The following is a 23,976-nucleotide window of genomic DNA, read 5'->3' as shown; positions in this document are numbered from 1 at the left end:
GCGATGCACTATTGCCCCCGTCGCCTTGCCGATGGCTGATGCCGCGGTCCGGTTGGGCCGCTCACATCACCGCAAGACTTGACGCACAGACCCCGGGCGTCAGGACCACACGCTTTTGCCGTCCGCGGACGTCCCTCCCACCCATTCGGAAGCTCGCGCGTGCTCGCCCCCGAACTCGAAAGGAAACGCTGTGACCGCGCCGTGTCGATCCCGCGGATCGCGATGGCTCACAGGCTTAGCCCGCCCTGCCACCTCGTCACGCGCCGGCGCTGCCGCGTCCATCGCATCCCGGCCGACGTATCGTGACGATCGCGAAACGCCCCTTTGACGGGCCGGGATGTTTTGCGATTTACCCGAAAATACGAATTCGGTCAATCAGAATTTTTCCGCTCTGCCCCTTGACTTACATGTGGCGTGATTTGCCCGCCCGGCAAAGCGAGTAATTATGCGAAGGCGTTGGAGCGCGTCCGCCTTGGCAGATGGAAGAAGGATGAACGCATCGTCACAACCGCCTTCGCATCGGCCGGAAGGCTGCCGGCCGCCGGTCGTCGACCAGCAAGGAATCCCGGCATAGCGATGGCAAGGACGCTGGCGTTGGGAAAGCAACCATCATGACGTACCTTCCTTGTATTGGCCTAGACGAACATCAGCGTGACAGAGGAAAAAACGCCAAGTCCCAGCAGGCGGATCTTTGGGGCTTAGGCGCAAAGCGATCTGAATCGGAGAAAACGCTTCGGCCGCGCGTCCCGCCGTAACAAGTACGATCCCCTTGGATGCATACGCGACGGGCGAATTAGGATCTATTTCCAAAGCTGCGTCGTATTCAGGTAAAGCTTCCTCAGGATTCCCGTAGTTCAGAATGTTTCCCTTGGCTACGTGCGCATTTGCGATCGCTGGGCGTTTTGCAAGAGCTTGATCTATTAGCTTGATCGCCCTCTTCTTGTCCTCGACTACCGATGATGACCATCCGTAGATCACGCCATCCGCTATGCACAACGTCTTGCCGATCATTGCATCTATGTTGTCCGGATCGAGGCGCAGTGCGCTGTCGAACAAGTCGTTTGCCTCTGCATTCGTCAACTTGGTCCGTGGGCCATAGCGCTTCGCCCAGCCGCGCATGCTGAAATCCACAGCGTCTGGATTGGTTGGTCTGTCCATTTGGCTGCGCCGGCTTTCGGCTTGGATGAGTTCGACGTTGAGAGAGCGGGCGAGCCGAGCCGTGACCTGCTCCTGTAGGGCCGTAAGATTTGACCGATCGCCGTCAAAGCGGTCCGACCAGACGTCGCGACCAGTCGACAGGTCGGAAAGTGATACGTTCATACGGACCCGATCTCCGGGCCGCTGCACCGCGCCCTGTACCGCCCATCGGATACCAAGGTCCTTGCCGAGCGTCTTCAAATCGACCTGCTTATTCTTATAGGTGAAAGCCGTCCCGCGACCGATCACGAACGTCAAACTTCCAGCAACCAACGACTGCCGCAATCACGATACGGCCGATGAACGAGGGCAACGTCCCGGAGTTCCTTCGGCTAATGCGAGGGATCGTCAGCTTTGAGCGCGGTGAGAACTTCAGCCTCACCGAAGCGGAGCTGCTTCGCCGTGGCTTCGGCGAGCGCCCTGAGTTTGGCGCTTACGTCGCGGATACGGGGCTAGGGTGGCTTGCTGGAAAGGCGGTCCACTACGAAATCCCGTTCATGCATACTCTGCGACCGCTTTTGATGCTGAAGTGGCTCTATGTTGAACCCGAGTGCCGAGGCGGCCGCGTCGGTCAAAGGCTCATGCGCCAAATGGCGCTACATGCGCGTACAACAGGGCACAAGTGCTTCTGCTGGTTCGTGCTGAACGACAATGGTTGGCGCAATCATTCTACCACGGTCTCGGTGCGACGGAGAACCTCGAGTGGCGGCGGTGGATCATGCCGTCCAACGCCTTGAACCAACTCGCGGACAGCGCAGATTGACCATCTGCTAGCAAGCCTAGAACACTGCCATCGCTACCGATCAGCGGCGATGCGGTCGAGACTCCCTTAATGGCCAGAGGACGCGGATGACGGATGCGCACACGTTGACGAAGTCGGCTTTGGGCAAAAAGCAAGAGATGGGCGTCGGTGGGAAAGCTCTAGCTTCCGTACGTTGGCCACGCATACATGAGCCAAATGCCGGGCAAAAGATCGATCGAACAACTGCGTTGGAGTTGCCTTGTCATTGCCGACAAGCGCACGGAAGAACACGAGAAACAGCAGGATCGCATAGACCGCCAGGTTCAGGAGAGAGAGAGTAATTCATCAAATGCTGGGCACCGAGCGCGAGTGCAGCCGGTCCGATCAGCTGAAAGAATGCGGTGAAAACGCCAAGGACTAGGCCAGCAAGCAGGCCGCCCAGCGTGGAAAGTACATGCACGGCCCCGTTTCCCTTCTTTTGCCTTCTCAGCTAGTCTAAAATCACTAAGTTCAGTGCATTGCTACTTCATTTCGCTCTCGAATGCCCATGTCTGCAGTGGACATGAGCCATCGCCCAGCACTGGGTACTTTGAGGCCCGCTTTCGCGACGTGAGATGACCGCTTTGGGTCAACCTCTGCCGTGGCAGCCCGGCAATCGTCTGTTGCCTTCCGACACCCGACATTCACCTCTCGTTGCTGAACGGCAGCCTCGGGCCAGTAGCGGCCCTCGCAGTATTTCAGCAATTACTGAAATATCCTTGACATTAACCAATCATTTCCATATTCGTTGAAATATGAAAAAGAAGGATGTTGTAGCAGCCCTAGCTGCTCTCGCTCAAGATAACCGGCTTGATGTATTCCGGTTGTTGGTGCAGGCCGGGCCAGAGGGAATGTCGGCCGGTGCGGTGTCAACCGCTCTCGACCTCGCGCCAAATACGCTGACCTTCCATTTGGATCGGCTAAGGATGGCGGGGCTTGTCACCGTGCGCCGCGATGGCCGCTCGATGATCTACGCTGCACAATTCGAGACCATGAATGAACTGCTCGGCTATCTCACCGAAAACTGCTGTGGCGGCACCATCGAATGCACGCCCGCCGTCGCCTGTAAGCCTGCGCGCAAGCGCGCGAAGGTCCCAGCCTAGAAGGAGTGATCCCATGAAACGCCTGCATGTTCACGTCGCCGTTGATGATCTCAGCCAATCGATCGGCTTCTATTCGGCACTGTTCGCCGCCCAACCCGCTGTCGTCAAATCCGATTATGCAAAGTGGATGCTCGACGATCCGCGCGTAAACTTCGCGATCTCTGCACGAGGCCGGGAAGCTGGCCTTGATCATCTTGACATTCAAGTCGAGGACGCCGAGGAATTGCAGGAGGTCTATACCCGCCTGCGCACCGCAGGCGGCAATGTAATTGAGCAAGGCCAGACGGCATGCTGCTATGCCAAATCTGAGAAGTCATGGATCGATGACCCGGCTGGCATTGCTTGGGAAACGTTTCTGACGACCGGCGAAAGCATCAACTACGGAGATGGCTCGGGCGAGAAAGAAGCCCGCATCGCGCACGAGAAGCAGAGCGGCGCGCGCTGTGCGCCCCAGCCAACGGCTAAAGCGTCGGCGTGCTGCTAATCATGGATGTCATTATCTATCACAACCTGGATTGCGGAACCTCGCGCAACACGCTTGGCATGATCCGCAATGCGGGGATCGAGCCGCACGTGATCGAGTACCTGAAAACACCTCCGGCACGTGCGCTGCTCAAACAACTGATCGAGCGCATGGGTGTGCCCGTGCGGTCGGTACTTCGCGAGAAAGGCACGCCGTTCAATGATCTCGGTTTAAACAAGCCGAACCTTACTGATGATCAGTTGCTTGATGCGATGATGGCGCATCCGATCTTGATAAATCGTCCAATCGTGGTGACGCCGAAGGCGGTGCGCCTATGCAGGCCTTCGGAAGCCGTCCTTGACCTTCTCCCGGCCCAACGCGGCGGTCAACGATCTTCGGCAACCTGATGCCGACGCTTGCACAGCGCGCCTTCGCCGAATGGTTAGGCACGGCGTTCCTGTTAGCGGCCGTGGTCGGCTCGGGCATTATGGCTCAAAACCTCGCGGGCGGGAACGTCGCGCTCGCGCTTCTCTGCAACACTATACCGACCGGCGCAATCCTCGTTGTATTGATCCTAATCTTCGGACCGATCTCAGGCGCACATTTCAATCCCGCTGTCTCAATTGCTTTCGGCCTGCGTAGGGAACTGTCGTGGCCTGACGCAGCGCTTTACATCGCCATGCAAGTCATCGGCGGAATGGCGGGCGTCTGGGCCGCGCATCTGATGTTTGACCTGCCGGTATGGCAATTCTCGACGACTGTGCGCTCGGGAGGCGGGCAATGGTTTGCGGAGGCGGTCGCGACCTTCGGACTTCTTCTTACGATTTTCGGTTGTGTTGCGCGAGCGTCGTCGGCGATACCCTACGCTGTCGGTCTCTACATCACCTCGGCTTACTGGTTCACGGCCTCGACTTCATTTGCCAATCCTGCCGTTACTATTGCGCGGGCTACGTCTAACACGTTCGCGGGAATTGCTCCCGCAGGTGTGGTCGCCTTCATCGCGGCGCAGTTAGCCGGGATGGCTACGGCGGTGATTGCCGGAAAATGGCTCTGGGATGAAGGTAGCGACAATAATCGCGAGCCACGATGAGGCGCGAGGTCCGGTTTGGGTCAAAGGCTGCCTTGGCCCGCTCGGATCGCCTTGTTCGGGTCACCTTTAGTAAGCGGACCTCGCGGCGCGCTCAGCTGAGGTCGGCACGGGGCCAACTTGCGGACTTCGTCATTCCAATTTCGGTGCCGATAGCTATTCCACGGCCTTGCACAGTCCTTTTTCTTGCCAGCCGTGATCGTGTGCCCGATTGACCCAAGGTTCCCGCGTATCGTGCAGGACGAGCGCCAATGCACGCCGTTCGACAGTGCCCGTGGCGGTCGGCTTGTGCGGGACGTTCGCGCGCACAATGACTGGCTGCCTCCCGGTCGGCCGATTTGCCTGCCCTCTGGCGTCTCCATGCATCCTTCGCCTTGTACGACGTGAATCAGCTCTGGTCCGGCGTGACGGTGAACCGTTGTGGTTGCACCGGGCAGCATGATCGCCTCAGGGCCAGTAGCGGCCATCATCGTTAACCGAAAGGATGCCCGAAGTTTACGCGGCGTGCCGCAGTCCCGCACGACAATGCGCGAACGGCGCGCGAAATGAATTCGTCCGCCGCCGATGATCGTTAATTAGACGCGACTATTTCAGTCCCTTTACAAACGCGAGGATTGTATCTGTAAGAGTCGTGTCTTCCGTATTCACTGAGTAAATTTCCGACATGTGGCTATGGCCTTTCAGCACCGCAAACGTTTGGCAGTGATTGTTAGCGCACATCGCAGCCTTCAGAGTTTCTGCTTGGTCGATGTAGTACGGAACATCAATTTCTCCGCGCACGACTAACAATGGCAGCTTTGATTGGGCCAAGCCATTTAGCGAGGATCGCTCCCGCCACAATTCGGTATCCGCGCCGAAATAAGATTTCTGCCCCGCCACTTCGATTTGGGGGCGAAGGTCATATGTGCCGGACACAAGTATTGCACCGACGACCACGGGCACGGCTGCGCGCGCTAGGTAACTGCCGACGTGCGATGCCCCGGCAGAGTGCCCCATCAGAAAAATGCGGTTTGGATCGCCCCCGTAGTCCCGGATTTTCTCCTTTGTCCATGCCACTGCCGACGCGACATCGTCCGCCGCCGCGGGCCAGGGATAGTCGGGCGCGAGCCGGTAGGTCATGTTGACTCCGACCATCCCATTCTTCGTCGCCCACAACATGACATTGTCATAGTAGGGGCTTGAGCCGGCGCGCTTGTCGCCCCTCTCATATCCGCCGCCGTGAACGAAGATGAGAACGGGACGAGCCTCGGCGGTCGTTGCCCGAAACACGTCCAGCAGATTTCGCTCGTGTTGGCCGTACTTGATGTTTCGATCGACTGTTACGTTTTCATACGGCTCTTTCGCTTGCAGCGGCGCGTACAACTTTCCCGTTTCGGGAGCATTTATCACAGCGCCCATTGCCTTAACCGCCTCAGCTTTATCCGGAGGCATTGGACCCGCCGAGGCTGACTGAAGGCTGAGCAACGTGGTTGCAATGGCAATAGACCGACGCATTTCCGACACCTCAAAATGGATTGCAGGATAATCTTCTTGGAAGGCAGGACCCTCAGCGCAAAATCCAGACGGCACTCGACCTATGGTGAGTACCCTACAAGACAAATGTATCCCGCGATTTTGGTAACGAAAGCGACCTTCGAAACGGGTGTTTTGTCAGCACCGGGACGTGGCGATAGATAGCTGACTTCTGAAAAAACTCCCTCTTGGGCGCGAGCCAGTTCTTCCCCATACGGCTTGCCCGAGGCGTCTTTACTATCCTTCTGAACAAGGCCGAGGCGCGCACGGTTGGGATTGGCCACCATCTTGCCGTCCGAGCCCGCGCAGGTCGGATACAAGTCCCGGTCGCTGAAGCTCGGGTCGCTCTTATTGATTTTTTCGATTGTTGCAGCCGGGTCGGCCTTAATGCCGGAGACGACCCTTTCAAGCATGGCGCGCGCCTCACTTGCGGTGCCGTACTGTTGACCAATGGCTGCTTGGATGAACAGGACTGAGGCGACGCCAGAAAGAATGATCCTAATCATCGTTCGCCCCCGACTAAGATAATGAATTCAATCCCTTTCCCTTCGCAGCTTCGAATCGGCCTGTCGAGATGCAAATTTGTGCTTGCGCTGCGCGTTTGATGGCGACTGGTAAAGTCCGCTGTGGGGCCATTAGGAAGTGCATCGCCTGAATTTACCGGTCAGGGTGTTCGCTTGCCAGCGAGCGGCTTGGCTATCTCCAGCGCGCAGTCTATGAATAGCCGCCGCGCTGGATTGGGAGTTCGGCCCTTCAGCGTGATGATTCCGATCGGCCACATCTGCGCAGGCATTTCGACAGGCAAGATTTTCATCGACAGCCGCTTGGCGCTGAAATGCAGCATCGATGCCGGAAGAAAGCTCAGGAAGCGCTCCGATGACAGCAATGCCGACTGCATCAGAATCGAGTACACGGTCACGCTGGGCCGCGGCACCTCGAGTGCGGACGCGTGAAATGCATTAGCAATCCAGCCGCCCGGAAAACTTTCGCGCGGTGGCAGGCACCAGCGCTCGTTGACCAACTCGGCGAGGCGGATCTTGCGCCGCCGCACCCACGGATTGTTCAAGCCTGCAACGACGACGCCGCTTTCGTGCAACAGCTCCCGCACATCGGTGTCAGCAGCCGGCGCCGGGCTCGGCAGCCGTCCGATCATCAGATCGATATCGTGGTTGCGCAGATGCCGGTCCTGAAGCTCCGGCGGTTCGCCCTCGATGATATGAAGCGCGAGCCTCGGATATTGGCGGGATAGCCGATCGATGATGGCAGGCAGCAGGCCAGCCATCACAGGTTCCGTACTGCCGATGCGCAATTCGCCGGTTGTCGGATCAGCCAGCGCTTGCAGCTCGTCCACGCCACTTCGCAAATCGTTGCTCAGGGCGATGCTACGTTTGAGCAACGCCTCGCCATAGAGCGTGGGCGCCACCCCGAGACGGCTTCGCTCGAGGAGCGGAAGGCCAAGCGTTTGCTCGAGGCTCGCGATCATCTTGGAAATGACGGGCTGCGAAATGGCAAGGTGCTCGGCCGCCTTCGCCATGCTCCCGTGCTCGACGACAGCGATGAAGACATTCAGCTGCCGCAGCTTGATACGCTGACTAATCTGGGATGCGTCGAACATGCGACCCTTTCCGAAACGGAATAGAAGGATCGGAAAATAGAACTTTCCATATATAGGTATCAGGAACAAGCTGCAAATCGATAGTGACTTCTCACTTGCGAGCTTTGGAGCAGCACCATGTCGGAGATACCGTACTTCCGCCTGCCCCGTCGCACGTTCCTGCTGGGGGCCCTTGCAGCATCGTTGTCGGCCCGTCAGGTCGCCGCGCAAACCTATCCATCCAACCTCATTCGAATTGTCGTCCCGACGAGTGCCGGCACGCCGCCCGACATCATCAGTCGCCTGGTGGCCGAGGGACTTGCGGCCAACGAAGGTTGGCGGCTCGTCGTGGAAGATCGGCCGGGCGCTTTGCAAACCATCGCAATGAATGACGTAAGCGGCCGTCCGGCGGACGGCTACACGCTGCTCACCATGAGCTTGCCAATGATGGTTACTCCGACCCTGCTTCCGAAGGCAGAGACACGACCCGACGCGGATTTCGATCCGGTCGTCAAGATATCGACGTCCTACACGGTGCTCGTCACCACGCCATCGTTGCCCGTCAATTCCCTGCCCGAACTGGTCGCGCTGCTCAAGAGCAAGCCCGGAAAACTCAACTTCGCGTCCGCTGGCTTCGGCACACCTTCGCACCTGATTGGCGAGATGTTCGCATTGCAGGCCGGCGTGCACGCCACCCACGTACCCTATCAGCAGTTTTCGCAGGCTATCGCCGATCTGATCGGCGGCAACGTTGAATACATGTTCGTGACCACGCTTCCGGTCATCGACCTCATCGAGACCGGCAAGCTGCGCGCCCTCGCCGTCGCCGCGCCTGCGCGGATCGCCGCCCTCAAGAGCGTTCCCTCGGTGGCCGAAGCAGGCTTTCCAGATCTCGTGACGGCCGATTGGATCGGCTTTGCCGCCAGGCGAGGCACGCCCGCGGAGATCACCTTGCAGCTCAACAAAGCGATCAACAAGGTTCTTGCTGAGCCTAAAATCCGCGCTTCGCTCGACAAGATAGGAGCCGTGCCCGTCGGCGGCACCGCCGCAGAATTTGGCGATGGAATCCGGTCCGATGTTGCCCATTGGGCCAAGATCGTCAAGGACGCGGACATCAAGCTACCCTAATGAGCGATGCCGGACCCAAAGGCCGGACGGGCCGCCGCGATGAAGCAGCATTTGCGATCACGCCGCCGCAGATCGTCGGCCCGTTCTATCCAATTCGGGAACGTCCCGACCTGGCAACCAATCTGGCGCGCCCAATGGGCAGCGCCGCCGAGGCGCAGGGCCAGCTCATCTATGTCAGGGGGCGCGTGCTCACTCCTTCTGGAGAGCCGGTGTCGCATGCACTCATCGAAATCTGGCAAGCAAACGCTGCAGGGAAATATCGTCATCCGAGCGATATGAACCCAGCGCCGGTCGACCCCAATTTCAAGGGTTTCGCGCGCCTGACCGCAGACGCGTCCGGCTGCTACAGTTTTCGTACGATAAAACCGGGCCGCTATCCGACGGCAGAAGGCGAAATCAGGCCGCCGCACATTCACCTCACCGTCGACGGCCAGTTCGATCGCCTGGTAACCCAGCTCTATTTCGCTGGCGAAGCCGAAAACCTGACCGACCGCTGGCTCAACGCGGCTCCGCACCCCGACCGACTGATCGTCAACTTGCAAGAGCCGCCATCCCACCTCGAGAAGCACGCGATGGTCGCGGATTTCGACATAGTCTTGGCCAGCGGATGATGGCGGTGTAGGAGGGCTTCCAAGTCAGGCTTCGGGTCAACATCTGCCGTGGGAGTACCGCCCTACTCCAGTGATGGGGGTCGCGACCTCTGGGCGCAACGGGACTGCGACAGTCTCATACAGCTCTCGCATTCTGCGCCACACTGGCAGGTCCGCTCTGGGGTCACATGCTGAAGCGAAGAGACTTCACGGCCCTAATCCGCTCTCCAGCTGAAAGCAGACGGTCGTTGGATGGTCGGGCGAGGCAGCTAAGGGCCATCAGCGGCCATTCATTCCTGACCAATCCGCCGATAGACTTATCGACATTCGGCATTGGATGCACCCCTCGCGGCCAGCGCGTGCTGGACCTGGTTTGCCGCATAATCGACCATCTCGCGGTGAGCCATCGCCGCACCATGCCGCTTGGCCTCCGCGAAGGCGGCCTCGCCCATCACATCGCGAACGCGGGCGAGAGTGTCGGGCAACTCCTGGAAGAAGCTGGTGGACGGGATCATTTGGGAAAGGGCTCCGCTAAGCGTGGCCGCGACCGTCGGGTGGCCGAGCCGCTCAAACAGCAAAATAAGGGTGGCGGTCGTGAGGGTCGCAAGACCTATCTCTGTTGACTGGCCCCAGATCTCGAGCATTCGCGGCAGGGTTCGCAACGTCTTGACCGGATCGCCGCTCCGCACCTGCAACTCCGCGACGGCGGGGATGATGACGATCTCCCAGTAGCGATTACCGGATGTCCTTGCATGAGCAAGGGCCATCTCCAACGCATCCAGGGCACACCTTGGGTTGGCCTCGCTAAAGGCTCTTCCCTTGGAAAACAGCGCCGCGATGAGCGAACTTGGCGTTCGCGCGGCCGCAACCTTGTCAACGATGTCGTCGGCGATCGCCATCGCCTCGTCATGCGCGCCGGCCATCGCCAGGTAAAAAGGAAGCGTCGCCAGGCATTGCCGCTCGCGTCGGTCCGCCGGGTGCTCGGCGCCGGCACGCGCAAACTTGACAGCGCTTTCGGCATTGCCCTGTCGGGACGCAATCATGGCCAGAACAGAGAACGCCCAGACTGGCGGGTCAAAGTTGGCATTGCCCATCAGCGCTGTCGCTTCCTCGGCGTAGAGCGTCGCCTCTTGAACACGTCCCAGGTTCCACGCCCTTTTTGCTGCATAAGTCAGCAGGGCGCCTAGCCGGCGGTGGCCGGCGCGCCGTGCCGCATCGACGATCTCCGTCGGCCAATTGAGCGGTTCGCTGCGCACGCGGAGGACCGCCATGCTCGGGACCCTGGATGCGATCCGGGCCGCAACATCGATATCATCTTGGCTGCTCGCCCACCGAAACGCCGCGCGCAAATTGTCCACTTCCTGGTCGAGCCAGACATAAGCCATCAATTGCTGCGGGCTTCGCCAAATCCTGTGGTGCGTCTCAGCATCCTCCGCGAAAAATTGCGCATGGCGGCCCCGAAAGACCTCTGTTTCACCCAGCATCGCGAGCCGCTCCTCGGCAAACTGTCTGATGGTTTCGAGCTGGCTGTAGCGAACTGCATTCCCGACCCGTTTGGCGCTGAGCAGCGATTTTCGTACCAGTGAGTCCAGGAGATAGAGAACATCGGCGGCCGCGATGTCGCCGCTGCTACAGATGCGCTCGGCAGCCTCCAGCCCGAAACCTCCGGAAAATACCGATGCGCGCGAAAGCACGGCCTTCTCGGATGGCGACAACAGGTCATACGACCATTCCACGGCGTGGCGCAGCGTCTGATGTCGCTTCAAGACGTGTCGCGACCCGCTGGTGAGCAGGCGGAAGCGTTCATGCAGGCGATCGCGGATCTGAGTGGGACTCATTGCCCGCGTTCGGGCTGCTGCGAGCTCGATTGCCAGCGGAATGCCATCAAGGCGGCGGCATATTTCACAGATCGTGTCGGCGTCACCATTGAGTTCGAAGTGTGGCTCCACGAATCGCGCGCGCTCCACGAACAGCTCCACCGCTGGCGCATCGATTCCGTCGCCGCACTCGAGGGGAAGCACCGGGTAGGTCCGCTCGCCGTGGACCATCAGCGTCTCCCGGCTGGTCGCCAGCAGGCTGACATGCGGGCATGTTGACAGGATCTCCCGTGCAAGGCCGGCTATCGCATCGATCAAGTGCTCGCAGTTGTCGAGAATGAGAAGCAGGCTCCGTCCGGCAAGCGCATTGGCGACGCTTTGCTCGATCGTCTTGCCGGGTTGTTGTGTGATGCCGAAGACGTCGGCGACGGCGTGACCGGTCGCATTGGGATCATCGAAAGCGGCAAGCTCCACCAGCCACGTGCCATCCGGATAGTTGTCACGCATCGTCGCCGCAAGCTGGAGGGCGAGCCGTGTCTTGCCGATCCCGCCGGGGCCGGTCAGCGTGACCAGCCGCGCGCTGGAAAGTATCCGGCCGGCTCTGGCGACATCTCTGTCGCGGCCCAGAAAGCTTGTTGCCTGGACGGGGAGATTACCCGGCGCGGCATTCGCATGCACCGATGGCGGAATGCTTCTGCTCAGGCCTTCCGTGTCGGGCACTTGATCGATCCAGCCGACCGCACCCTGTGGCACCGAACTACATATCGCTGAGGCTTTGGGCTGCGTACGGTTCCACTCTCGCAAGAGATGGCGCTGCAATGTTTTGGTCTGCGCGTCGGGCTCAATTCCCAATTCCCTGGAGAGCAGTTCGGCGCAGGTTCGATACTGGCGGAGCGCCGCGCCCTGTCTGCCCTGCCGGGCATACAGCCCCATCAGGGTGCGATGAACACGCTCTTGCAGGGGATCTGCGGCAAGCAGGCGGGTCGCAATGTGAATGCCACGTTCGATCACTCCTGCGGACAGGTGATGATCGAGCAGCTTCGCCATGCCTTCCAAGGCGAGTTCACGGAATCGCTGACGTTCCGCCGCTGCCCAGCTTTCAAATTCTGGTGCCGACACCTGAAAGCCGTCGAGGAATTCGCCACGATAGAGTCCGATGGCCCGCTCCAGGTTTGCCACGCCCGGCTCCGCGATAAGCTCCTCGAACACCCTTGCATCGATTTCGAGGGCGGCCGGCTCAAGGCGGATGGTGTCCTCCTGAGCGACCAATGCGGTAGGATAGATGTGCGACAAAGCCTTGCGCAAAAGGCTCAGCGCCTGTCGCAGACTGTCGCGGGCCTGCGCCTCATCGTGGTCGCCCCACAACAGCGCCGCAAGCTTTGGTCGCGCCTGCGGGTCGTCCGGGTGCAGTGCCAGATAGGCCAGCAGGGCTGTCGTCTTCTTGGTGGCCAACGGGATGGGCTCTCCGGTGTCCGTTTGGAGCCGGAAACTGCCAAGAAGTGCGAGGTTTGCCTTCGCCATATCCGCCGGCCCTGTACTCAGGGTGCAAAAAGACCCGGTCCGACGATTTTGCGAATTTATCACGCGCGCGCCGACAGGTCCATTGCGGCGGGTCGGTAGTCTGCTCGCGAGGTCAGGGCCACCAATTACCGATGGAGATTACTATGTGGAATCGCTTGTCGCTTGCCGCCGCCGCAGCCCTCGTGATGGGAACAGTCGGAGCCAATGCTGCAGAACTACCGACGTATGAAGTCCTGGGCTTTTCGATTACGCCGCACCAGTTCGTGATATTGGGACCGGCCAACGCGCAACAGGAAACGCCTGCGGCTGGCATATCCGCGCCGGTCCTGATGCCGCGCCAAGGGGCACGCGATGAGCGGACCGCCAGCAGCGGAGGACGCGCGATTACAGCGCTGGCCCTCTCTCCCGTTGTTGCGATCGACCCCACGCGGTAGATCGCGCTGTCGCGTGGTGGCTGATCTCCAGCAGCCACCGCGCGGCAGTCGCACTTCGTGATATCGCTGCGCTCCTTGCCGGCGAGCGAACGGAATGGGCGGACTATTTCGGAGATTTCAAGCCCGGTGCCTTGAGGTCGTCCGAGGCAGGCATTTCATACCGGCGGTTCCACCGTCCGTCGAAGCAGCTGATCGCAACCTGTACACCCAGGAGGGTAGTAAGAGACCCGCTCCGCCCAAACCATCACTGCCGCGTGAACGAGACCGATTTGCGCGGCCACGAAGCCATCCCGAAACAAACTCGGCCTAGCGTCCTCACTGACCTGCAAAAGGAGCGACGGCCATGATCGGCGCAACTTGGAATCGCAAAGGACGCAAGCTCGTCATCGCAAATTCCCTGGCCGCTGCGGCTGTTTTATTGGTCGTGGCCGCTGCTCCCCGGCCTGTCTCGAGTGCCGCCCTCGGCAGTGAATGGCAATGTAGCAGGTCGGCGTTTGTTCTAACGACGTGCCGTCCAGCGTCTGAAGATGATGTGACGCGAAAGCCGCTGGCTGAAGCAAAGCCGCTGGCGGAAGCGCCGAGCTTAAGCGAACAGACCGGCGCCGGCTTGGGTGAACTTCACGTAGGTGTCACTCTCGTGCAACTCGAGCCAGCCTCGCTCGATCGCGAACTTGAGGCCGGCACGATACTCCGCTGCCGTGGCCTTATCGCCGAAATAGGAACAGGCCGTTGAACTTCTCGATGTAATTCCGGCCACAGGGACCGGCCCCGTTGTGGTCGGTCAGCGAACAAGTCGGGAGGAAACTATGAGTGAAATCGACCGGCGGTCTGCTCTGATGCTCGGTGTTGCGACAATGGGAACTGCTCTGGCTGCAGCCAATCCAAGTGTGGCTCAACCTTACGGGCGTGATGAGGGCAAGGAGCTCGCGCCGGGCGTCCGGCTAGTGGAGGTAAGCGAGCGCGAAGCGATGCATGGGCGCGACTCCGTACTCCCGGCCTATAAGCGAATTAAGGTCGTTGACATAGTCTTCCAGCCGAAGATAACGCACAAAGATGACGCCATGCGAAACGACATGGTTTGCCAGTGCATCGACGGCGAAATGCGCCTCGATCATCGCGATGGCCACCCGTTCACGGTCAGGAAAAACGACGTATGGACTTGTGTCAAAGGTGAACCAGAGGACACTGAGAACATAGGCAGTGGTGCCGCTATCATGCGAGTCATTAATCTCATACCCGCTTGAGTTACGTTCCGAGCCCGCCCAGCACAGGCTCGATTTCAATTGCGGGGGTGGGTCCGCCCTGGGTCAAACTGCGAAACTCAGGATGAGAAAATCTGGTCCGCTCTGCCGCAAAAGCCGGACCTCCATGACACGCGCCGTGACTTCGCTCAATAACGGACATGTACGCCTACGGGCGCCTACTTGCCCTCGTTCCATATGTCGGTGGCGAGCTTCCAGTCATTTCCGACCTTTTCCCAAACAACGACGTACTTCCCAGTCACTTCCTGCGGTGTCGGCCCTTTGGTCTTCAGAGCAAACGTGCCGATCTCGCGTGCCGCCGAAGGGCCGAGCGACTTCACGTCAACAGTTGTGAGCTTCGGGTCGCTGACTTGATCCGCCATGCCTTTCCACATTACTTCGATGGCTGCTCGGCCCTGCACCATCGAGGAGCCGGGCGGCATCGCGATCGCATCAGCGGTATAGAGCGAGCCGATACCAGAGAAATCGCCCTTGTTGAAGAATTCAATAAATTTGGTGTTGATCGCTTCAATCTCGGGCTTCTGAGCCAAAGCCGGAGCCGCCAGCGAGACCACGAATACCATCACCAGTACGATGTTGCGCATGATCATCTCCAACTCAATGTACGATTCGATTGCAGCGCGGGTGTTGCCCACAGCGGAGGCGTCGAAATGCCACATCCCAGACCGGGTTTGACAAAACAGCAACTCCGGGGAATTACCGTAAGAAATATTGACGAACTGAGTGCGACGTGGCGCCCTAGCCAACTCACTCGGTCCTGAGAGCGACGAGAGTGATTGCTCCTTGCAGTGGCGGCCCGCGCGGACGAGATGACGCGCCGTATCGCCAGCGTCGATGCGGAGCGAACAGCTTTCGATCTTGGTTGACGTCCGAGTTAGGTCATCAACCGACGACGCCCGCAAGCTGGGCCACTTCCGCTCTGCCGCCGGAGGCCGACATTGATGGGTCGACGGCTAAGCCGGCACGATCACTTTGCCGATCGGCCACAGCGCGATGCCTGCGAGCTTCAAATGCGCCCAGGCGAAGGGGATGCCGATGATGGTCACGACGAGAACCAGGGCGGTGAGGAGATGGCCGAGCGCCAGCCACCAGCCGGCCAACACAAACCAGATGACGTTGCCGATCACCCCGAGCGGGCCGGTGCCGATATCGCTCATCCCGGTGACCTCGTCGCGCCGCACCGCCCTCGAGCCGAATGGCAGCAGTGTGTAGACGGCAATGTTGAAGGCCGCGCGCGCCCAGGGCAGGCCGATGATGGTAATGGCCATGATGACCGCGGCAATCAGCCAGCCGAACGCCATCCAGGCGCCGCCGATGAGGATCCAGAGCAGGTTGAGCAGGATGGAAACAGGAGCCATGGGATGATCCGATGGTGGATGACGCCGTCTATATAGGTTCGAAATCTGTCTCTGCGAAGACGGCTCGATACCCACAAAACGAAGCCCGGATGCGCGAGGCGACGTCCGGGACCTTGGCTCTCACTTGTCCCGGGTATCGGCTCGCTCACCCGGCTAGATCTTGCGTCCGGCCTGCTCCCAATAGGGATCGCGCAGGCGGCGCTTGAAGATCTTTCCGGAATCTTCGCGCGGCAGCTCACTGCGGATCTCGATGTGCTTCGGCACCTTGTAGTCGGCGAGCGAAGCCTTCAATCGCGCCCGGACATCGGCCGCTTCGAGCGTGATGCCCACTTGCGGCTCGACCACCGCCATCAGCGCCTCCCCGAACTCGGCATCGGGGATGCCGAACACCGCGCAATCATGCACGCCAGGCACTGCGTGCAGCACGGATTCGATCTCGGCCGGATAGATGTTGACGCCCCCCGAGATCACCATGTCGCGCTTGCGGTCGCAGATGAAGACGTAACCGTCCTCGTCGATGTAGCCGACATCGCCGGAGGTGATGAAGCCATCGCGGTCGATCTCGGCGCGCTTCTCCGGCTTGTTGTGGTAGGTGAAATCGGCCATCCCGGCCATGCGGGAATAGATCTCGCCGACTTCGCCCACCGGAAGCACGCGGCCGTCATCCCCGATGAAGCGCAGTTCCGCGCCGGGCGAGATCCTGCCGACCGTGCCGGGCTTCTTCAGCGCATCCTCCGAGGTTGCGAAGGTGACCGCGCTGGACTCGGTCGAGCCGTAGAATTCGTAGATCACCGGTCCCCACCATTCGATCATGGCGCGCTTGACGTCGGCCGGACATGGCGCGGCGGCATGGATGACGTGGCGCAGCGAGGAGACGTCATATTTCCTGCGCACCTCTTCCGGCAGCTTCATCAGGCGGATGAACATGGTCGGCACCATGAAGATGGTGTCGATCCTGTATCGTTCGATGAGTTCGAGAAATTCTTCGGCCTCGAAGCGCGGCATCAGCACCAGTGCGCCCCCGAGCTTGCCGGCGCGGATGCCGAAGGAGTTGGGCGCGGAATGATAGAGCGGGCCCGGCAACAGCGCGCGGGCGCCGGGCTTGAGGCCGTAGATCATCGCGCGCATGCGCTCGCCGGCAGCCTGCTGCTCCGGCGTCGGCGCATTGCGGCGGACGCCCTTGGGATGGCCTGTCGTCCCCGAGGTGTAGATCATGCTCATCGGCTGCGGCACGACCGGGCCGTCATAGGGTTGTTGCTGGGCGAGCCAAGACTCAAAATCGATCGCGAACTCCGGAATCTTCAGATGATCCGGATCGATCTTGTAATTGGACAGGATTTCCGGCGGCGTCGGCACGCTGAGCACGGTGACGCCGTTCGGTATGGCACCGCGCAAGGCATGCAGCATGTCGGCATGTCCGATCAGCACGGAGGTGCCGCTATCCTCCAGGATGTAATTGATCTCCTCCGGCTTGAAGTGCCAGTTGATGGGCACGCCATAGGCGCCGAGCCGCATCGCAGCATAGGCGGCCTCCAGGAAGGCGATGTCGTTGCGCATCAGCATGCAGACGCAATCACCTGGCTTGACGCCGAGCTCGGCGAGGCCACTCGCGATGCGGTCGGCACGATCAGCGACCTCGGCGTGAGAGCGGCGACGGTTGCCGGAGACGATGCCCAGGAATTGAGACGTTTCGCTCATTTGTTCTTCTTCTTGTTCAAAGTTGCCCTCATGGTGAGGAGGCGCAAAGCGCCGTCTCGAACCATGAGAGCCCGTGGCCCATCCCTCGAGACGCCGCTGCGCGGCTCGTCGGGATGAGGTCTGTGTTAATCCGCAAACTTCGGCGCGCGCTTCTCCAGATTGGCCCGCACCGCCTCGGTCTGGTTCGCGCTGCCGATCAGCTTCTGCTGCTCGACGGATTCGGCGAGCAGCGCGGGGCCCGGATCGACCGAGAGATTGTTGAGCAGGCGTTTTGCCGCACGGATCGCGTCGGGACTCTTGCCAGCGATCTCGCGCGCGGCTTCCAGGGCCGCTGCGCGCGGATCGTCGCAGATGCGGGTGGCGAGGCCGTAAGTCATCGCCTCCTGCGCGGAGAAGATGCGGCCGGTGTAGGTGAGATCGCGCAGGATGTCGTCGCGCACCAGGTTTGCCAGGATCGGCGTGCCCGCCATGTCGGGCACGAGGCCCCATTTGATCTCCATGATCGACATCCGCGTATCGGGTGCGAGGAAGCGCATGTCGGCGCCGAGCGAGAGCTGGAAGCCGCCGCCGAAAGCAACGCCGTGCACGGCCGCAATCACAGGCACCGGAAGCTGACGCCAGCCCCACACCGCGGCTTGCGGAAAGTTCGCCTGCCCATGCGTGCGCTTGGTGAGGTCACGATTTTCGCCACCCGGAATTCCGTTGCCACCCTTCTCCTTCATGGCGGCAAAACGCCCCATGTCGAGGCCGGCGCAGAAAGCGCGGCCCTCGCCGGACAGCACGGCGGCGCGCACGCCCTTTTCCTTCGAAAGCCGCTCGGTCGCAGCGACAAGGGCCTCGAACATGGCCTGATCCAGCGCATTCATCTTGTCGGCGCGCATCAGGCGCACGTCGGCGACGCCGTCCGAGATCGAGATCGAGACGCGCTCTTCCATGGATGAATTCTCCCCTGTTCTTGTTCAGTGCCGCTTTACAGGACGCTGGCGGCCGGATTTAGTCAATCGACCAATTAAACTGACAATCCCTACGGGGGAAACACCCATGTTCAAGGAAAATCTTCTGGCCGGACGCCGCATTCTCGTGACTGGCGGCGGCACCGGGCTCGGCAAGTCGATGGCGGCGCGCTTCCTCCAGCTCGGCGCCGAGGTGCACATCTGCGGCCGACGCAAAATCGTGTGCGACGAGACCGCGACCGAATTGATGGATCTCTATGGCGGCCGCGTCACCAGCCACGGTATCGACATCCGCAACGCGCTCGCGGTCGAGGAGATGATCGAGACTATCTTTCGCGACGGTCCCCTCACCGACCTCATCAACAATGCTGCCGGCAATTTCATCTCGCGCACCGAGGAGCTCTCGCCGCGCGGCTTCGATGCCGTCGCCAACATCGTCATGCACGGCACGTTCTACGTCACGCAGGCGGTCGGCAAGCGCTGGATCGCCTTGAAGCAGCCCGGCAATGTCGTCTCGATCACCGTGACCTGGGTGCGCAACGGCTCGCCCTACGTGGTGCCATCGGCGATGAGCAAGTCGGCGATCCACGCCATGACGATGTCGCTCGCCACCGAATGGGGTCGCTATGGCATCCGCCTCAACACCATCGCGCCGGGCGAAATCCCGACCGAAGGCATGAGCAAGCGGATCAAGCCCGGCGACGAGGCCGGCGCGCGCACCAAGGCGATGAACCCGATGGGCCGAGTCGGCACCATGGAGGAACTGCAGAACCTCGCGGTGTTCCTGATCTCCGGCGGCTGCGACTGGATCAACGGCGAGACCATCGCCATGGACGGCGCGCAGGCGCTCGCCATGGGCGGCAATTTCTACCAGCTCCGGGACTGGAGCGACGACGACTGGAAAGCCGCGCGTGAGAGCATCATGGCGCAGAACGAGAAGGACCGGGCCAAACGGGGATGATCTCCCCCGTGCCCCGGACGCAGCGCAGCGCGCCGCCTTCGGCGTGGTGCGCTGCTGAGCGCCGGGGCCCATCTCGCCGGATGCTGGGTCCCGGCTGAGCAGCGCATCACTTCGTGATGCGTCGCGTTCCGGGAAACGAAACCGCGGCTGATTTGTCCCGTCTTGTCTTCACCCGCGGATGACGCCACACTCTGCGGCATAAGAACAAGACGACGGGAGAAACATGCCCACACAGCCTCTGGCCAATCTCGCCGACATGGTGCGCGAGCGCGCGAAAAGCCGCGGCAGCGCCATTGCCTACGAGTTCGAGGGCCGACTCACCAGCTTCGCCGAATTCGACGTCAACACCAACAAGGTCGCCCACGCGTTGATCGCAATGGGCGTGAAGAAAGGCGACCGCATCGCCTATCTCGGCAAGAACAGCGACATCTATTTCGAGCTGTTGATGGGCGCCATGAAGGCCGGTGTGGTGATGGCGCCAGTGAATTGGCGGCTCGCGGGACCCGAGGTCGCCTTCATCGTCGAGGACTGCAAGGCGCCGGTGCTGTTCGTCGGGCCGGAGTTCATCGCGCTCGTTCGCCAAATCAAGGACCAGTTGCCGGGCCTGCGTACAATCATCACCACCGAAGGCGGCGCGCCGGAATGGCAGGATTTTGCGGCTTGGCGGGACACGCAGAGCGGTGACGATCCGAGGGTCCCGATCGACACCAAGGATATCGCGATCCAGCTCTATACGTCGGGTACGACCGGCAAGCCGAAGGGCGCAATGCTCTCGCACGCGAACTTCCTCAATCTGGTACAGACCGGTAATGCCGAGGACAAGCCGGAGTGGAACCGGTGGTCGACCGATGATGTCTCGCTGGTGGCGATGCCGATCTTCCACATCGGCGGCTCGGGCTGGGGCGTGATGGGGCTCTATCACGGCGCCCGCGGCGTGATCGCGCGCGAGTTCGATCCGACCAAGGTTCTGGACTTCTTCGAGCAGTCCGGGATCACGAAGCTGTTCATGGTGCCGGCGGCAATGCAGTTCGTGGTGCGGCAGCCGCGCGCGAAGACGGTCGATTTCTCGCGGCTGAAATACATGCTGTATGGCGCCTCGCCAATTCCGGCGGCGCTGCTGAAGGAGTGCATCGAGGTCTTCAAATGCGGTTTCGTGCAAATGTACGGCATGACCGAGACCACCGGCACCATCGTCGCGCTGCCGCCGGAAGACCACATCGAGGGACTGGAGCGGATGCGCTCGGCCGGCAAGGCACTGCCGGGCGTCGAGATCGCGATCCTGGACGTCGACGGCAAGCCGCTGCCGCCGCGCCAGGTCGGCGAGATCGCGACGCGCTCGGGCTCCAACATGGCCGGGTATTGGAACCTGCCCGAGGCGACCGCCGCTGCGCTTCGTTCCGACGGCTGGCTGCGCACCGGCGATGCCGGCTACATGGACGAGGACGGGTATCTCTATATCCACGATCGCATCAAGGACATGATCATCTCGGGCGGCGAGAACATCTACCCGGCCGAGGTCGAGAGTGCGTTGTGCGATCATCCTGATGTCGCGGAGGCCGCCGTGATCGGCGTGCCTGACGACAAATGGGGCGAGGCGGTGAAGGCCATGGTGGTCATGAAGCCTGGCAAGCAGGCCACAGCCACCGACATCATCAACTTCACCCGCGAGCGCATCGCTGGCTACAAGACGCCCAAGACCGTGGAGTTTCTGCCGGCGCTGCCGAGGAATCCGAGCGGCAAGATTTTGCGGCGCCAATTGCGTGAGCCGTATTGGGCCGGGAAAGAGCGACGGGTGAATTGACCGCGTAGTGCCGTAGGATGGGCAAAGGCGCAAAGCGCCGCGCCCTCCATTCTTCGACGATTGCGGGAGAGGTGGTGGGCACGCTTCGCTTTGCCCACCCTACGGTGCTAGCGCTAATGCTTCCCCGGCCCCATATAGCCGAACAAGAACCCGGCCACCTTCCGCATCTGGATCTCCTCACTGCCCTCGGTGATGCGATAGCGCCGGTGGTGGCGGTAGATGTGCTCGAACGGCTTGTGGCGTGAGTAGCCCATGCCGCCATGGACCTGCATGGCGCGGTCGGCGGATTCGCAGCAGAGGCGGTTTGCCCAGTAATTGCACATGGAGACGCGATCAGAGAGCGTGCGCTCAATCTGCTCTTCGGTGAGCTGGTCCATCTCCCAGGCAGTCTTGCGGATCAGAAGACGCAGCATCTCGGCCTGCGTGGCGAGCTCGACCAGCGGGAACTGGATCGCCTGATTCTCGGCGAGCGCCTTGCCGAACGGCTTGCGCTCGCGGGCATATTTCACGCTCTCGTTGATGCAGTAAACCGCGGCGCCGAGCGAGCTCGCGGCCTGGCGGATGCGGTTCTGGTGCACGAAGCACTGCGCCAGCGACAGGCCGCGGCCCACCTCGCCGAACAGCGCATCCTCGGGCACGAACACGTCCGTGAAGCTGACGCGGGGATGGTCGGTCGGCATGTTGAAGGTCCACATGTACTCCTCGACCTTGACGCCGTCGCTCTTCGCCGGCACCAGGAAACAGGTGATGCCGCGCGCATCGCCGTGATTGCCGCTCGTGCGCGCAAACAGCGCGCAATGCGTGGCAACATGCATGCCTGTCGTCCACATCTTCTCGCCGTTGATGATCCAGCCCTTGACGTTGTCGCGGGTCGCCGGCACCGCGCGCGTCTCCATATGGGTGGCGTCCGAGCCGTGATGCGGCTCGGTTAGGCCAAAGGTGATGCGGTACTTGCCTTTGATCGAGCCGTCGATCATCGCCTTCTGATCGTCGCCGCCGTAGCGGTCGAGCATGGTGACAACGGGGAAATTGCCGACGATGGAATGCTCGTTCTGGAGATCGTTGTGCAGGCCGAGTCCCTTGGCGGCAAAATGCTCGCGGATCACGGCCATCCAGAGATTGGAGCCGTCCTTGCCGCCATATTGCTTCGGCACCGGAAAACGCAGATGACCCGCGGCGTCCGCCAGGTCCTTGGCCTTGCGCAGCAGCGCCTCCCATTCGTGGCGCGGCAGGCCGCCATTCTCGAAATCGGTGCGCGCCCATTCGCGGCGGTGATCGAAGAAGCGGATGTTGTCGTCGGCCTCCTCCAGCGGCTTGATCTCGCGCTCGATGAAACGGTCGAGCTCTCCGAGATAGGCGACGAGATCGTCAGGCAATGAGAAATCCAAGGGTCTCTCCCTCAATGATTTTTCGTTTTGCGTTAAGGCGCTAAGCGCATTCTTGCTTCGCACGATTAAGCGGAGAAGAGCGCATCCAAGTCAAGCAAGCCGAGACGTGTGAGGCGCGCAAGGCGCGCTTGCGCATTTCGGTGGTGCTCAAGCGCACCCGCGCGCTAGTATGACGACAATATTCCTTCACGAGAAAATGCGGGAGCGATCATGGAGCTGAAATTTTCCAAGGTGGAACGCAAGGGCCCGATCACGATCGTCACACTGTCGCGGCCCGAGGTCTATAACGCGCTGCACACGGACGCGCATTTCGAGCTCGATAAGGTCTTCGACGATTTCTCGGCCGATCCCGAGCAATGGATCGCGATCGTCACCGGCAGCGGTGACAAGGCGTTCTGCGCCGGCAACGATCTGAAGTGGCAGGCCGCGGGCGGCAAACGCGGCTGGGACAAGGGCGGGTTTGCGGGCCTGACCTCGCGGTTCGACTGCGACAAGCCGATCATCGCCGCCGTGAACGGCGTCGCGATGGGCGGCGGCTTCGAGATCGCGCTGGCCTGCGACCTCATCATTGCCTCGGAGAACGCCACCTTCGCCCTGCCCGAGCCGCGCGTTGGCCTGGCCGCGCTCGCCGGTGGCCTGCACCGCCTGCCACGGCAGATCGGCCTCAAACGCGCCATGGGCATGATCCTTACCGCGCGGCATGTCAGTGCCAAGGAGGGCCTCGAGCTCGGCTTCGTCAACGAGGTGGTGCCGCAAGGCGAGGCGCTCGACGCCGCGCTGCGCTGGGCGGAGATGATCACCAAGAACTCGCCGATGTCCATACGGGCCTCGAAGCAGGCAATCCAGAAAGGGCTTGGCGTCTCGCTGGAACAGGCGATCGAGCAGCAGCGGGAGTATCCGGCGGTGAAGGCGATGGTGGCGTCGCAGGATTATATCGAGGGCCCGAAGGCGTTTGCGGAGAAGCGACCACCGAAATGGGTGGGGAAGTAGGACCGCGCTTTTCGCGGTCATTCCGGGGCGCGCCCGGCTTGGGCGCGAACCCGGAATCCATTTGGCGTCGGAGAGGATCGATGAATGGATTCCGGGTTCGTCGCTGCGCGACGCCCCGGAATGACGGCGGAGAGCACGCGCCCGCTCTCGCCACACCGTCATTGCGAGGAGCTCTTGCGACGAAGCAATCCAGACCGCCTCCGTGGAAAGACTCTGGATTGCTTCGCTGCGCTCGCAATTGTCGATGTTCAATAATTCGCTGATTGGATCGCGGTGGTCTTGGTAGCGGCGAAGGCCTTGGGAGTTTGTCCTGCCAAGGCCTGATGGGGTCTGTGGTT

At 61.1% G+C, this 23,976-nt stretch carries 22 protein-coding genes; 12 read left to right on the top strand and 10 right to left on the bottom strand.

Annotation, left to right across the window (positions count from 1 at the left end; translation table 11 throughout):
- Positions 1-609: 609 nt before the first annotated feature.
- A complete protein-coding gene (locus tag IVA96_RS08060; protein WP_247416722.1) occupies positions 610-1,446 on the bottom strand; it encodes a tetratricopeptide repeat protein in 837 nt (278 codons plus the stop codon).
- 1,287 nt (positions 1,447-2,733) lie between these two features.
- Between IVA96_RS08060 and IVA96_RS08055 the strand changes: the two genes are divergently transcribed.
- The 4 genes from IVA96_RS08055 to IVA96_RS08040 are packed head-to-tail and all read left to right on the top strand — an operon-like array spanning position 2,734 to position 4,634.
- A complete protein-coding gene (locus tag IVA96_RS08055; RefSeq protein WP_247279756.1) occupies positions 2,734-3,081 on the top strand; it encodes a helix-turn-helix transcriptional regulator in 348 nt (115 codons plus the stop codon).
- Positions 3,082-3,094: 13 nt separating this feature from the next.
- Entirely contained in the window at positions 3,095-3,565 is a 471-nt protein-coding gene (locus IVA96_RS08050; protein ID WP_247416720.1) for an ArsI/CadI family heavy metal resistance metalloenzyme, read from the top strand.
- A gap of 2 nt (positions 3,566-3,567) precedes the next feature.
- The gene (gene arsC, locus IVA96_RS08045) at positions 3,568-3,951 is read left to right on the top strand and encodes an arsenate reductase (glutaredoxin) (RefSeq protein ID WP_247279758.1); all 384 of its coding nucleotides are present in this window, start codon (positions 3,568-3,570) and stop codon (positions 3,949-3,951) included.
- Entirely contained in the window at positions 3,951-4,634 is a 684-nt protein-coding gene (locus IVA96_RS08040; protein WP_247279759.1) for an MIP/aquaporin family protein, read from the top strand. Before arsC ends, IVA96_RS08040 begins: the two co-directional genes overlap by 1 nt.
- Before the next feature lie 582 nt (positions 4,635-5,216).
- Here IVA96_RS08040 and IVA96_RS08035 read toward each other — a convergent pair.
- From IVA96_RS08035 to IVA96_RS08025, 3 genes are all read right to left on the bottom strand, one after another.
- Entirely contained in the window at positions 5,217-6,029 is an 813-nt protein-coding gene (locus tag IVA96_RS08035; RefSeq protein ID WP_247416717.1) for an alpha/beta hydrolase, read from the bottom strand.
- Between the two features lie 176 nt (positions 6,030-6,205).
- A complete protein-coding gene (locus tag IVA96_RS08030) occupies positions 6,206-6,649 on the bottom strand; it encodes a cache domain-containing protein (protein ID WP_247279761.1) in 444 nt (147 codons plus the stop codon).
- 158 nt (positions 6,650-6,807) lie between these two features.
- Positions 6,808-7,758 (bottom strand): LysR family transcriptional regulator, encoded by a 951-nt coding sequence (locus IVA96_RS08025; protein WP_247279762.1) that lies wholly within the window; start codon positions 7,756-7,758, stop codon positions 6,808-6,810.
- A gap of 117 nt (positions 7,759-7,875) precedes the next feature.
- On the opposite strand from IVA96_RS08025, the gene IVA96_RS08020 reads away from it, so the two are divergent.
- Positions 7,876-8,865, top strand: a complete 990-nt coding sequence (locus tag IVA96_RS08020; RefSeq protein ID WP_247416715.1) for a tripartite tricarboxylate transporter substrate-binding protein — start codon at positions 7,876-7,878, stop codon at positions 8,863-8,865.
- Positions 8,865-9,476 carry a protocatechuate 3,4-dioxygenase gene (locus IVA96_RS08015; protein WP_247279764.1) on the top strand — a complete coding sequence of 204 codons (612 nt, stop codon included), beginning with the start codon at positions 8,865-8,867 and terminating at the stop codon, positions 9,474-9,476. Before IVA96_RS08020 ends, IVA96_RS08015 begins: the two co-directional genes overlap by 1 nt.
- A 296-nt stretch (positions 9,477-9,772) precedes the next feature.
- Here IVA96_RS08015 and IVA96_RS08010 read toward each other — a convergent pair whose 3' ends face one another.
- Positions 9,773-12,724: a BTAD domain-containing putative transcriptional regulator gene (locus tag IVA96_RS08010; protein WP_247416713.1), complete on the bottom strand. Its 2,952-nt coding sequence runs from the start codon at positions 12,722-12,724 to the stop codon at positions 9,773-9,775.
- Between the two features lie 212 nt (positions 12,725-12,936).
- On the opposite strand from IVA96_RS08010, the gene IVA96_RS08005 reads away from it, so the two are divergent.
- The 3 genes from IVA96_RS08005 to IVA96_RS07995 all read left to right on the top strand — a co-directional run bounded on the left by IVA96_RS08005 (position 12,937) and on the right by IVA96_RS07995 (position 14,471).
- The gene (locus tag IVA96_RS08005; RefSeq protein ID WP_247279766.1) at positions 12,937-13,227 is read left to right on the top strand and encodes a hypothetical protein; all 291 of its coding nucleotides are present in this window, start codon (positions 12,937-12,939) and stop codon (positions 13,225-13,227) included.
- 343 nt (positions 13,228-13,570) lie between these two features.
- Complete coding sequence (locus IVA96_RS08000) at positions 13,571-13,960, top strand: hypothetical protein (protein WP_247416709.1); 390 nt, start codon at positions 13,571-13,573, stop codon at positions 13,958-13,960.
- Positions 13,961-14,033: 73 nt separating this feature from the next.
- Positions 14,034-14,471, top strand: coding sequence for a hypothetical protein (locus tag IVA96_RS07995; RefSeq protein ID WP_247416707.1), 438 nt, complete (start codon positions 14,034-14,036; stop codon positions 14,469-14,471).
- 176 nt (positions 14,472-14,647) lie between these two features.
- Here the strand turns inward: IVA96_RS07995 and IVA96_RS07990 are convergent, their stop codons facing one another.
- From IVA96_RS07990 to IVA96_RS07975, 4 genes are all read right to left on the bottom strand, one after another.
- On the bottom strand, positions 14,648-15,073 hold the full coding sequence (locus IVA96_RS07990) for a DUF4440 domain-containing protein (protein ID WP_247416704.1): 426 nt from the start codon (positions 15,071-15,073) through the stop codon (positions 14,648-14,650).
- A 369-nt stretch (positions 15,074-15,442) separates the two neighbouring features.
- The gene (locus tag IVA96_RS07985) at positions 15,443-15,847 is read right to left on the bottom strand and encodes a YccF domain-containing protein (protein ID WP_247416702.1); all 405 of its coding nucleotides are present in this window, start codon (positions 15,845-15,847) and stop codon (positions 15,443-15,445) included.
- A 153-nt stretch (positions 15,848-16,000) separates the two neighbouring features.
- On the bottom strand, positions 16,001-17,545 hold the full coding sequence (locus IVA96_RS07980) for an acyl-CoA synthetase (RefSeq protein ID WP_247416698.1): 1,545 nt from the start codon (positions 17,543-17,545) through the stop codon (positions 16,001-16,003).
- Between the two features lie 125 nt (positions 17,546-17,670).
- The gene (locus IVA96_RS07975; protein ID WP_247416694.1) at positions 17,671-18,480 is read right to left on the bottom strand and encodes a crotonase/enoyl-CoA hydratase family protein; all 810 of its coding nucleotides are present in this window, start codon (positions 18,478-18,480) and stop codon (positions 17,671-17,673) included.
- A 106-nt stretch (positions 18,481-18,586) separates the two neighbouring features.
- Between IVA96_RS07975 and IVA96_RS07970 the strand changes: the two genes are divergently transcribed.
- Both IVA96_RS07970 and IVA96_RS07965 read left to right on the top strand, forming a co-directional pair.
- On the top strand, positions 18,587-19,459 hold the full coding sequence (locus tag IVA96_RS07970) for an SDR family oxidoreductase (protein WP_247416692.1): 873 nt from the start codon (positions 18,587-18,589) through the stop codon (positions 19,457-19,459).
- A gap of 223 nt (positions 19,460-19,682) precedes the next feature.
- A complete protein-coding gene (locus IVA96_RS07965; protein WP_247279773.1) occupies positions 19,683-21,260 on the top strand; it encodes a fatty acid--CoA ligase in 1,578 nt (525 codons plus the stop codon).
- Positions 21,261-21,373: 113 nt separating this feature from the next.
- Here the strand turns inward: IVA96_RS07965 and IVA96_RS07960 are convergent, their stop codons facing one another.
- Positions 21,374-22,648: an acyl-CoA dehydrogenase family protein gene (locus IVA96_RS07960; protein WP_247416689.1), complete on the bottom strand. Its 1,275-nt coding sequence runs from the start codon at positions 22,646-22,648 to the stop codon at positions 21,374-21,376.
- Between the two features lie 210 nt (positions 22,649-22,858).
- Between IVA96_RS07960 and IVA96_RS07955 the strand changes: the two genes are divergently transcribed.
- A complete protein-coding gene (locus IVA96_RS07955) occupies positions 22,859-23,638 on the top strand; it encodes an enoyl-CoA hydratase-related protein (RefSeq protein ID WP_247416687.1) in 780 nt (259 codons plus the stop codon).
- The last annotated feature ends 338 nt before the right edge of the window (positions 23,639-23,976 follow it).

This window comes from Bradyrhizobium sp. 159 (genome assembly GCF_023073795.1).
Taxonomy (GTDB): Bacteria; Pseudomonadota; Alphaproteobacteria; order Rhizobiales; family Xanthobacteraceae; genus Bradyrhizobium.
The sequence above is the reverse complement of the archived record's forward strand: the minus strand, read 5'-3'. Positions and strand labels throughout refer to the sequence as shown.

Coding starts and splice junctions, on each gene's coding strand:
- IVA96_RS07980 (WP_247416698.1), bottom strand. CDS start 17,545: ATGAGCGAAACGTCTCAATTCCTGGGCATCGTCTCCGGCAACCGTCGC.
- IVA96_RS07955 (WP_247416687.1), top strand. CDS start 22,859: ATGGAGCTGAAATTTTCCAAGGTGGAACGCAAGGGCCCGATCACGATC.
- IVA96_RS07990 (WP_247416704.1), bottom strand. CDS start 15,073: ATGCGCAACATCGTACTGGTGATGGTATTCGTGGTCTCGCTGGCGGCT.
- IVA96_RS08025 (WP_247279762.1), bottom strand. CDS start 7,758: ATGTTCGACGCATCCCAGATTAGTCAGCGTATCAAGCTGCGGCAGCTG.
- IVA96_RS08000 (WP_247416709.1), top strand. CDS start 13,571: ATGATCGGCGCAACTTGGAATCGCAAAGGACGCAAGCTCGTCATCGCA.
- IVA96_RS08005 (WP_247279766.1), top strand. CDS start 12,937: ATGTGGAATCGCTTGTCGCTTGCCGCCGCCGCAGCCCTCGTGATGGGA.
- IVA96_RS07970 (WP_247416692.1), top strand. CDS start 18,587: ATGTTCAAGGAAAATCTTCTGGCCGGACGCCGCATTCTCGTGACTGGC.
- IVA96_RS07975 (WP_247416694.1), bottom strand. CDS start 18,480: ATGGAAGAGCGCGTCTCGATCTCGATCTCGGACGGCGTCGCCGACGTG.
- IVA96_RS08040 (WP_247279759.1), top strand. CDS start 3,951: ATGCCGACGCTTGCACAGCGCGCCTTCGCCGAATGGTTAGGCACGGCG.
- arsC (WP_247279758.1), top strand. CDS start 3,568: ATGGATGTCATTATCTATCACAACCTGGATTGCGGAACCTCGCGCAAC.
- IVA96_RS07995 (WP_247416707.1), top strand. CDS start 14,034: ATGAGTGAAATCGACCGGCGGTCTGCTCTGATGCTCGGTGTTGCGACA.
- IVA96_RS08015 (WP_247279764.1), top strand. CDS start 8,865: ATGAGCGATGCCGGACCCAAAGGCCGGACGGGCCGCCGCGATGAAGCA.
- IVA96_RS08030 (WP_247279761.1), bottom strand. CDS start 6,649: ATGATTAGGATCATTCTTTCTGGCGTCGCCTCAGTCCTGTTCATCCAA.
- IVA96_RS08035 (WP_247416717.1), bottom strand. CDS start 6,029: ATGGGCGCTGTGATAAATGCTCCCGAAACGGGAAAGTTGTACGCGCCG.
- IVA96_RS07965 (WP_247279773.1), top strand. CDS start 19,683: ATGCCCACACAGCCTCTGGCCAATCTCGCCGACATGGTGCGCGAGCGC.
- IVA96_RS08055 (WP_247279756.1), top strand. CDS start 2,734: ATGAAAAAGAAGGATGTTGTAGCAGCCCTAGCTGCTCTCGCTCAAGAT.
- IVA96_RS07985 (WP_247416702.1), bottom strand. CDS start 15,847: ATGGCTCCTGTTTCCATCCTGCTCAACCTGCTCTGGATCCTCATCGGC.
- IVA96_RS08050 (WP_247416720.1), top strand. CDS start 3,095: ATGAAACGCCTGCATGTTCACGTCGCCGTTGATGATCTCAGCCAATCG.
- IVA96_RS08020 (WP_247416715.1), top strand. CDS start 7,876: ATGTCGGAGATACCGTACTTCCGCCTGCCCCGTCGCACGTTCCTGCTG.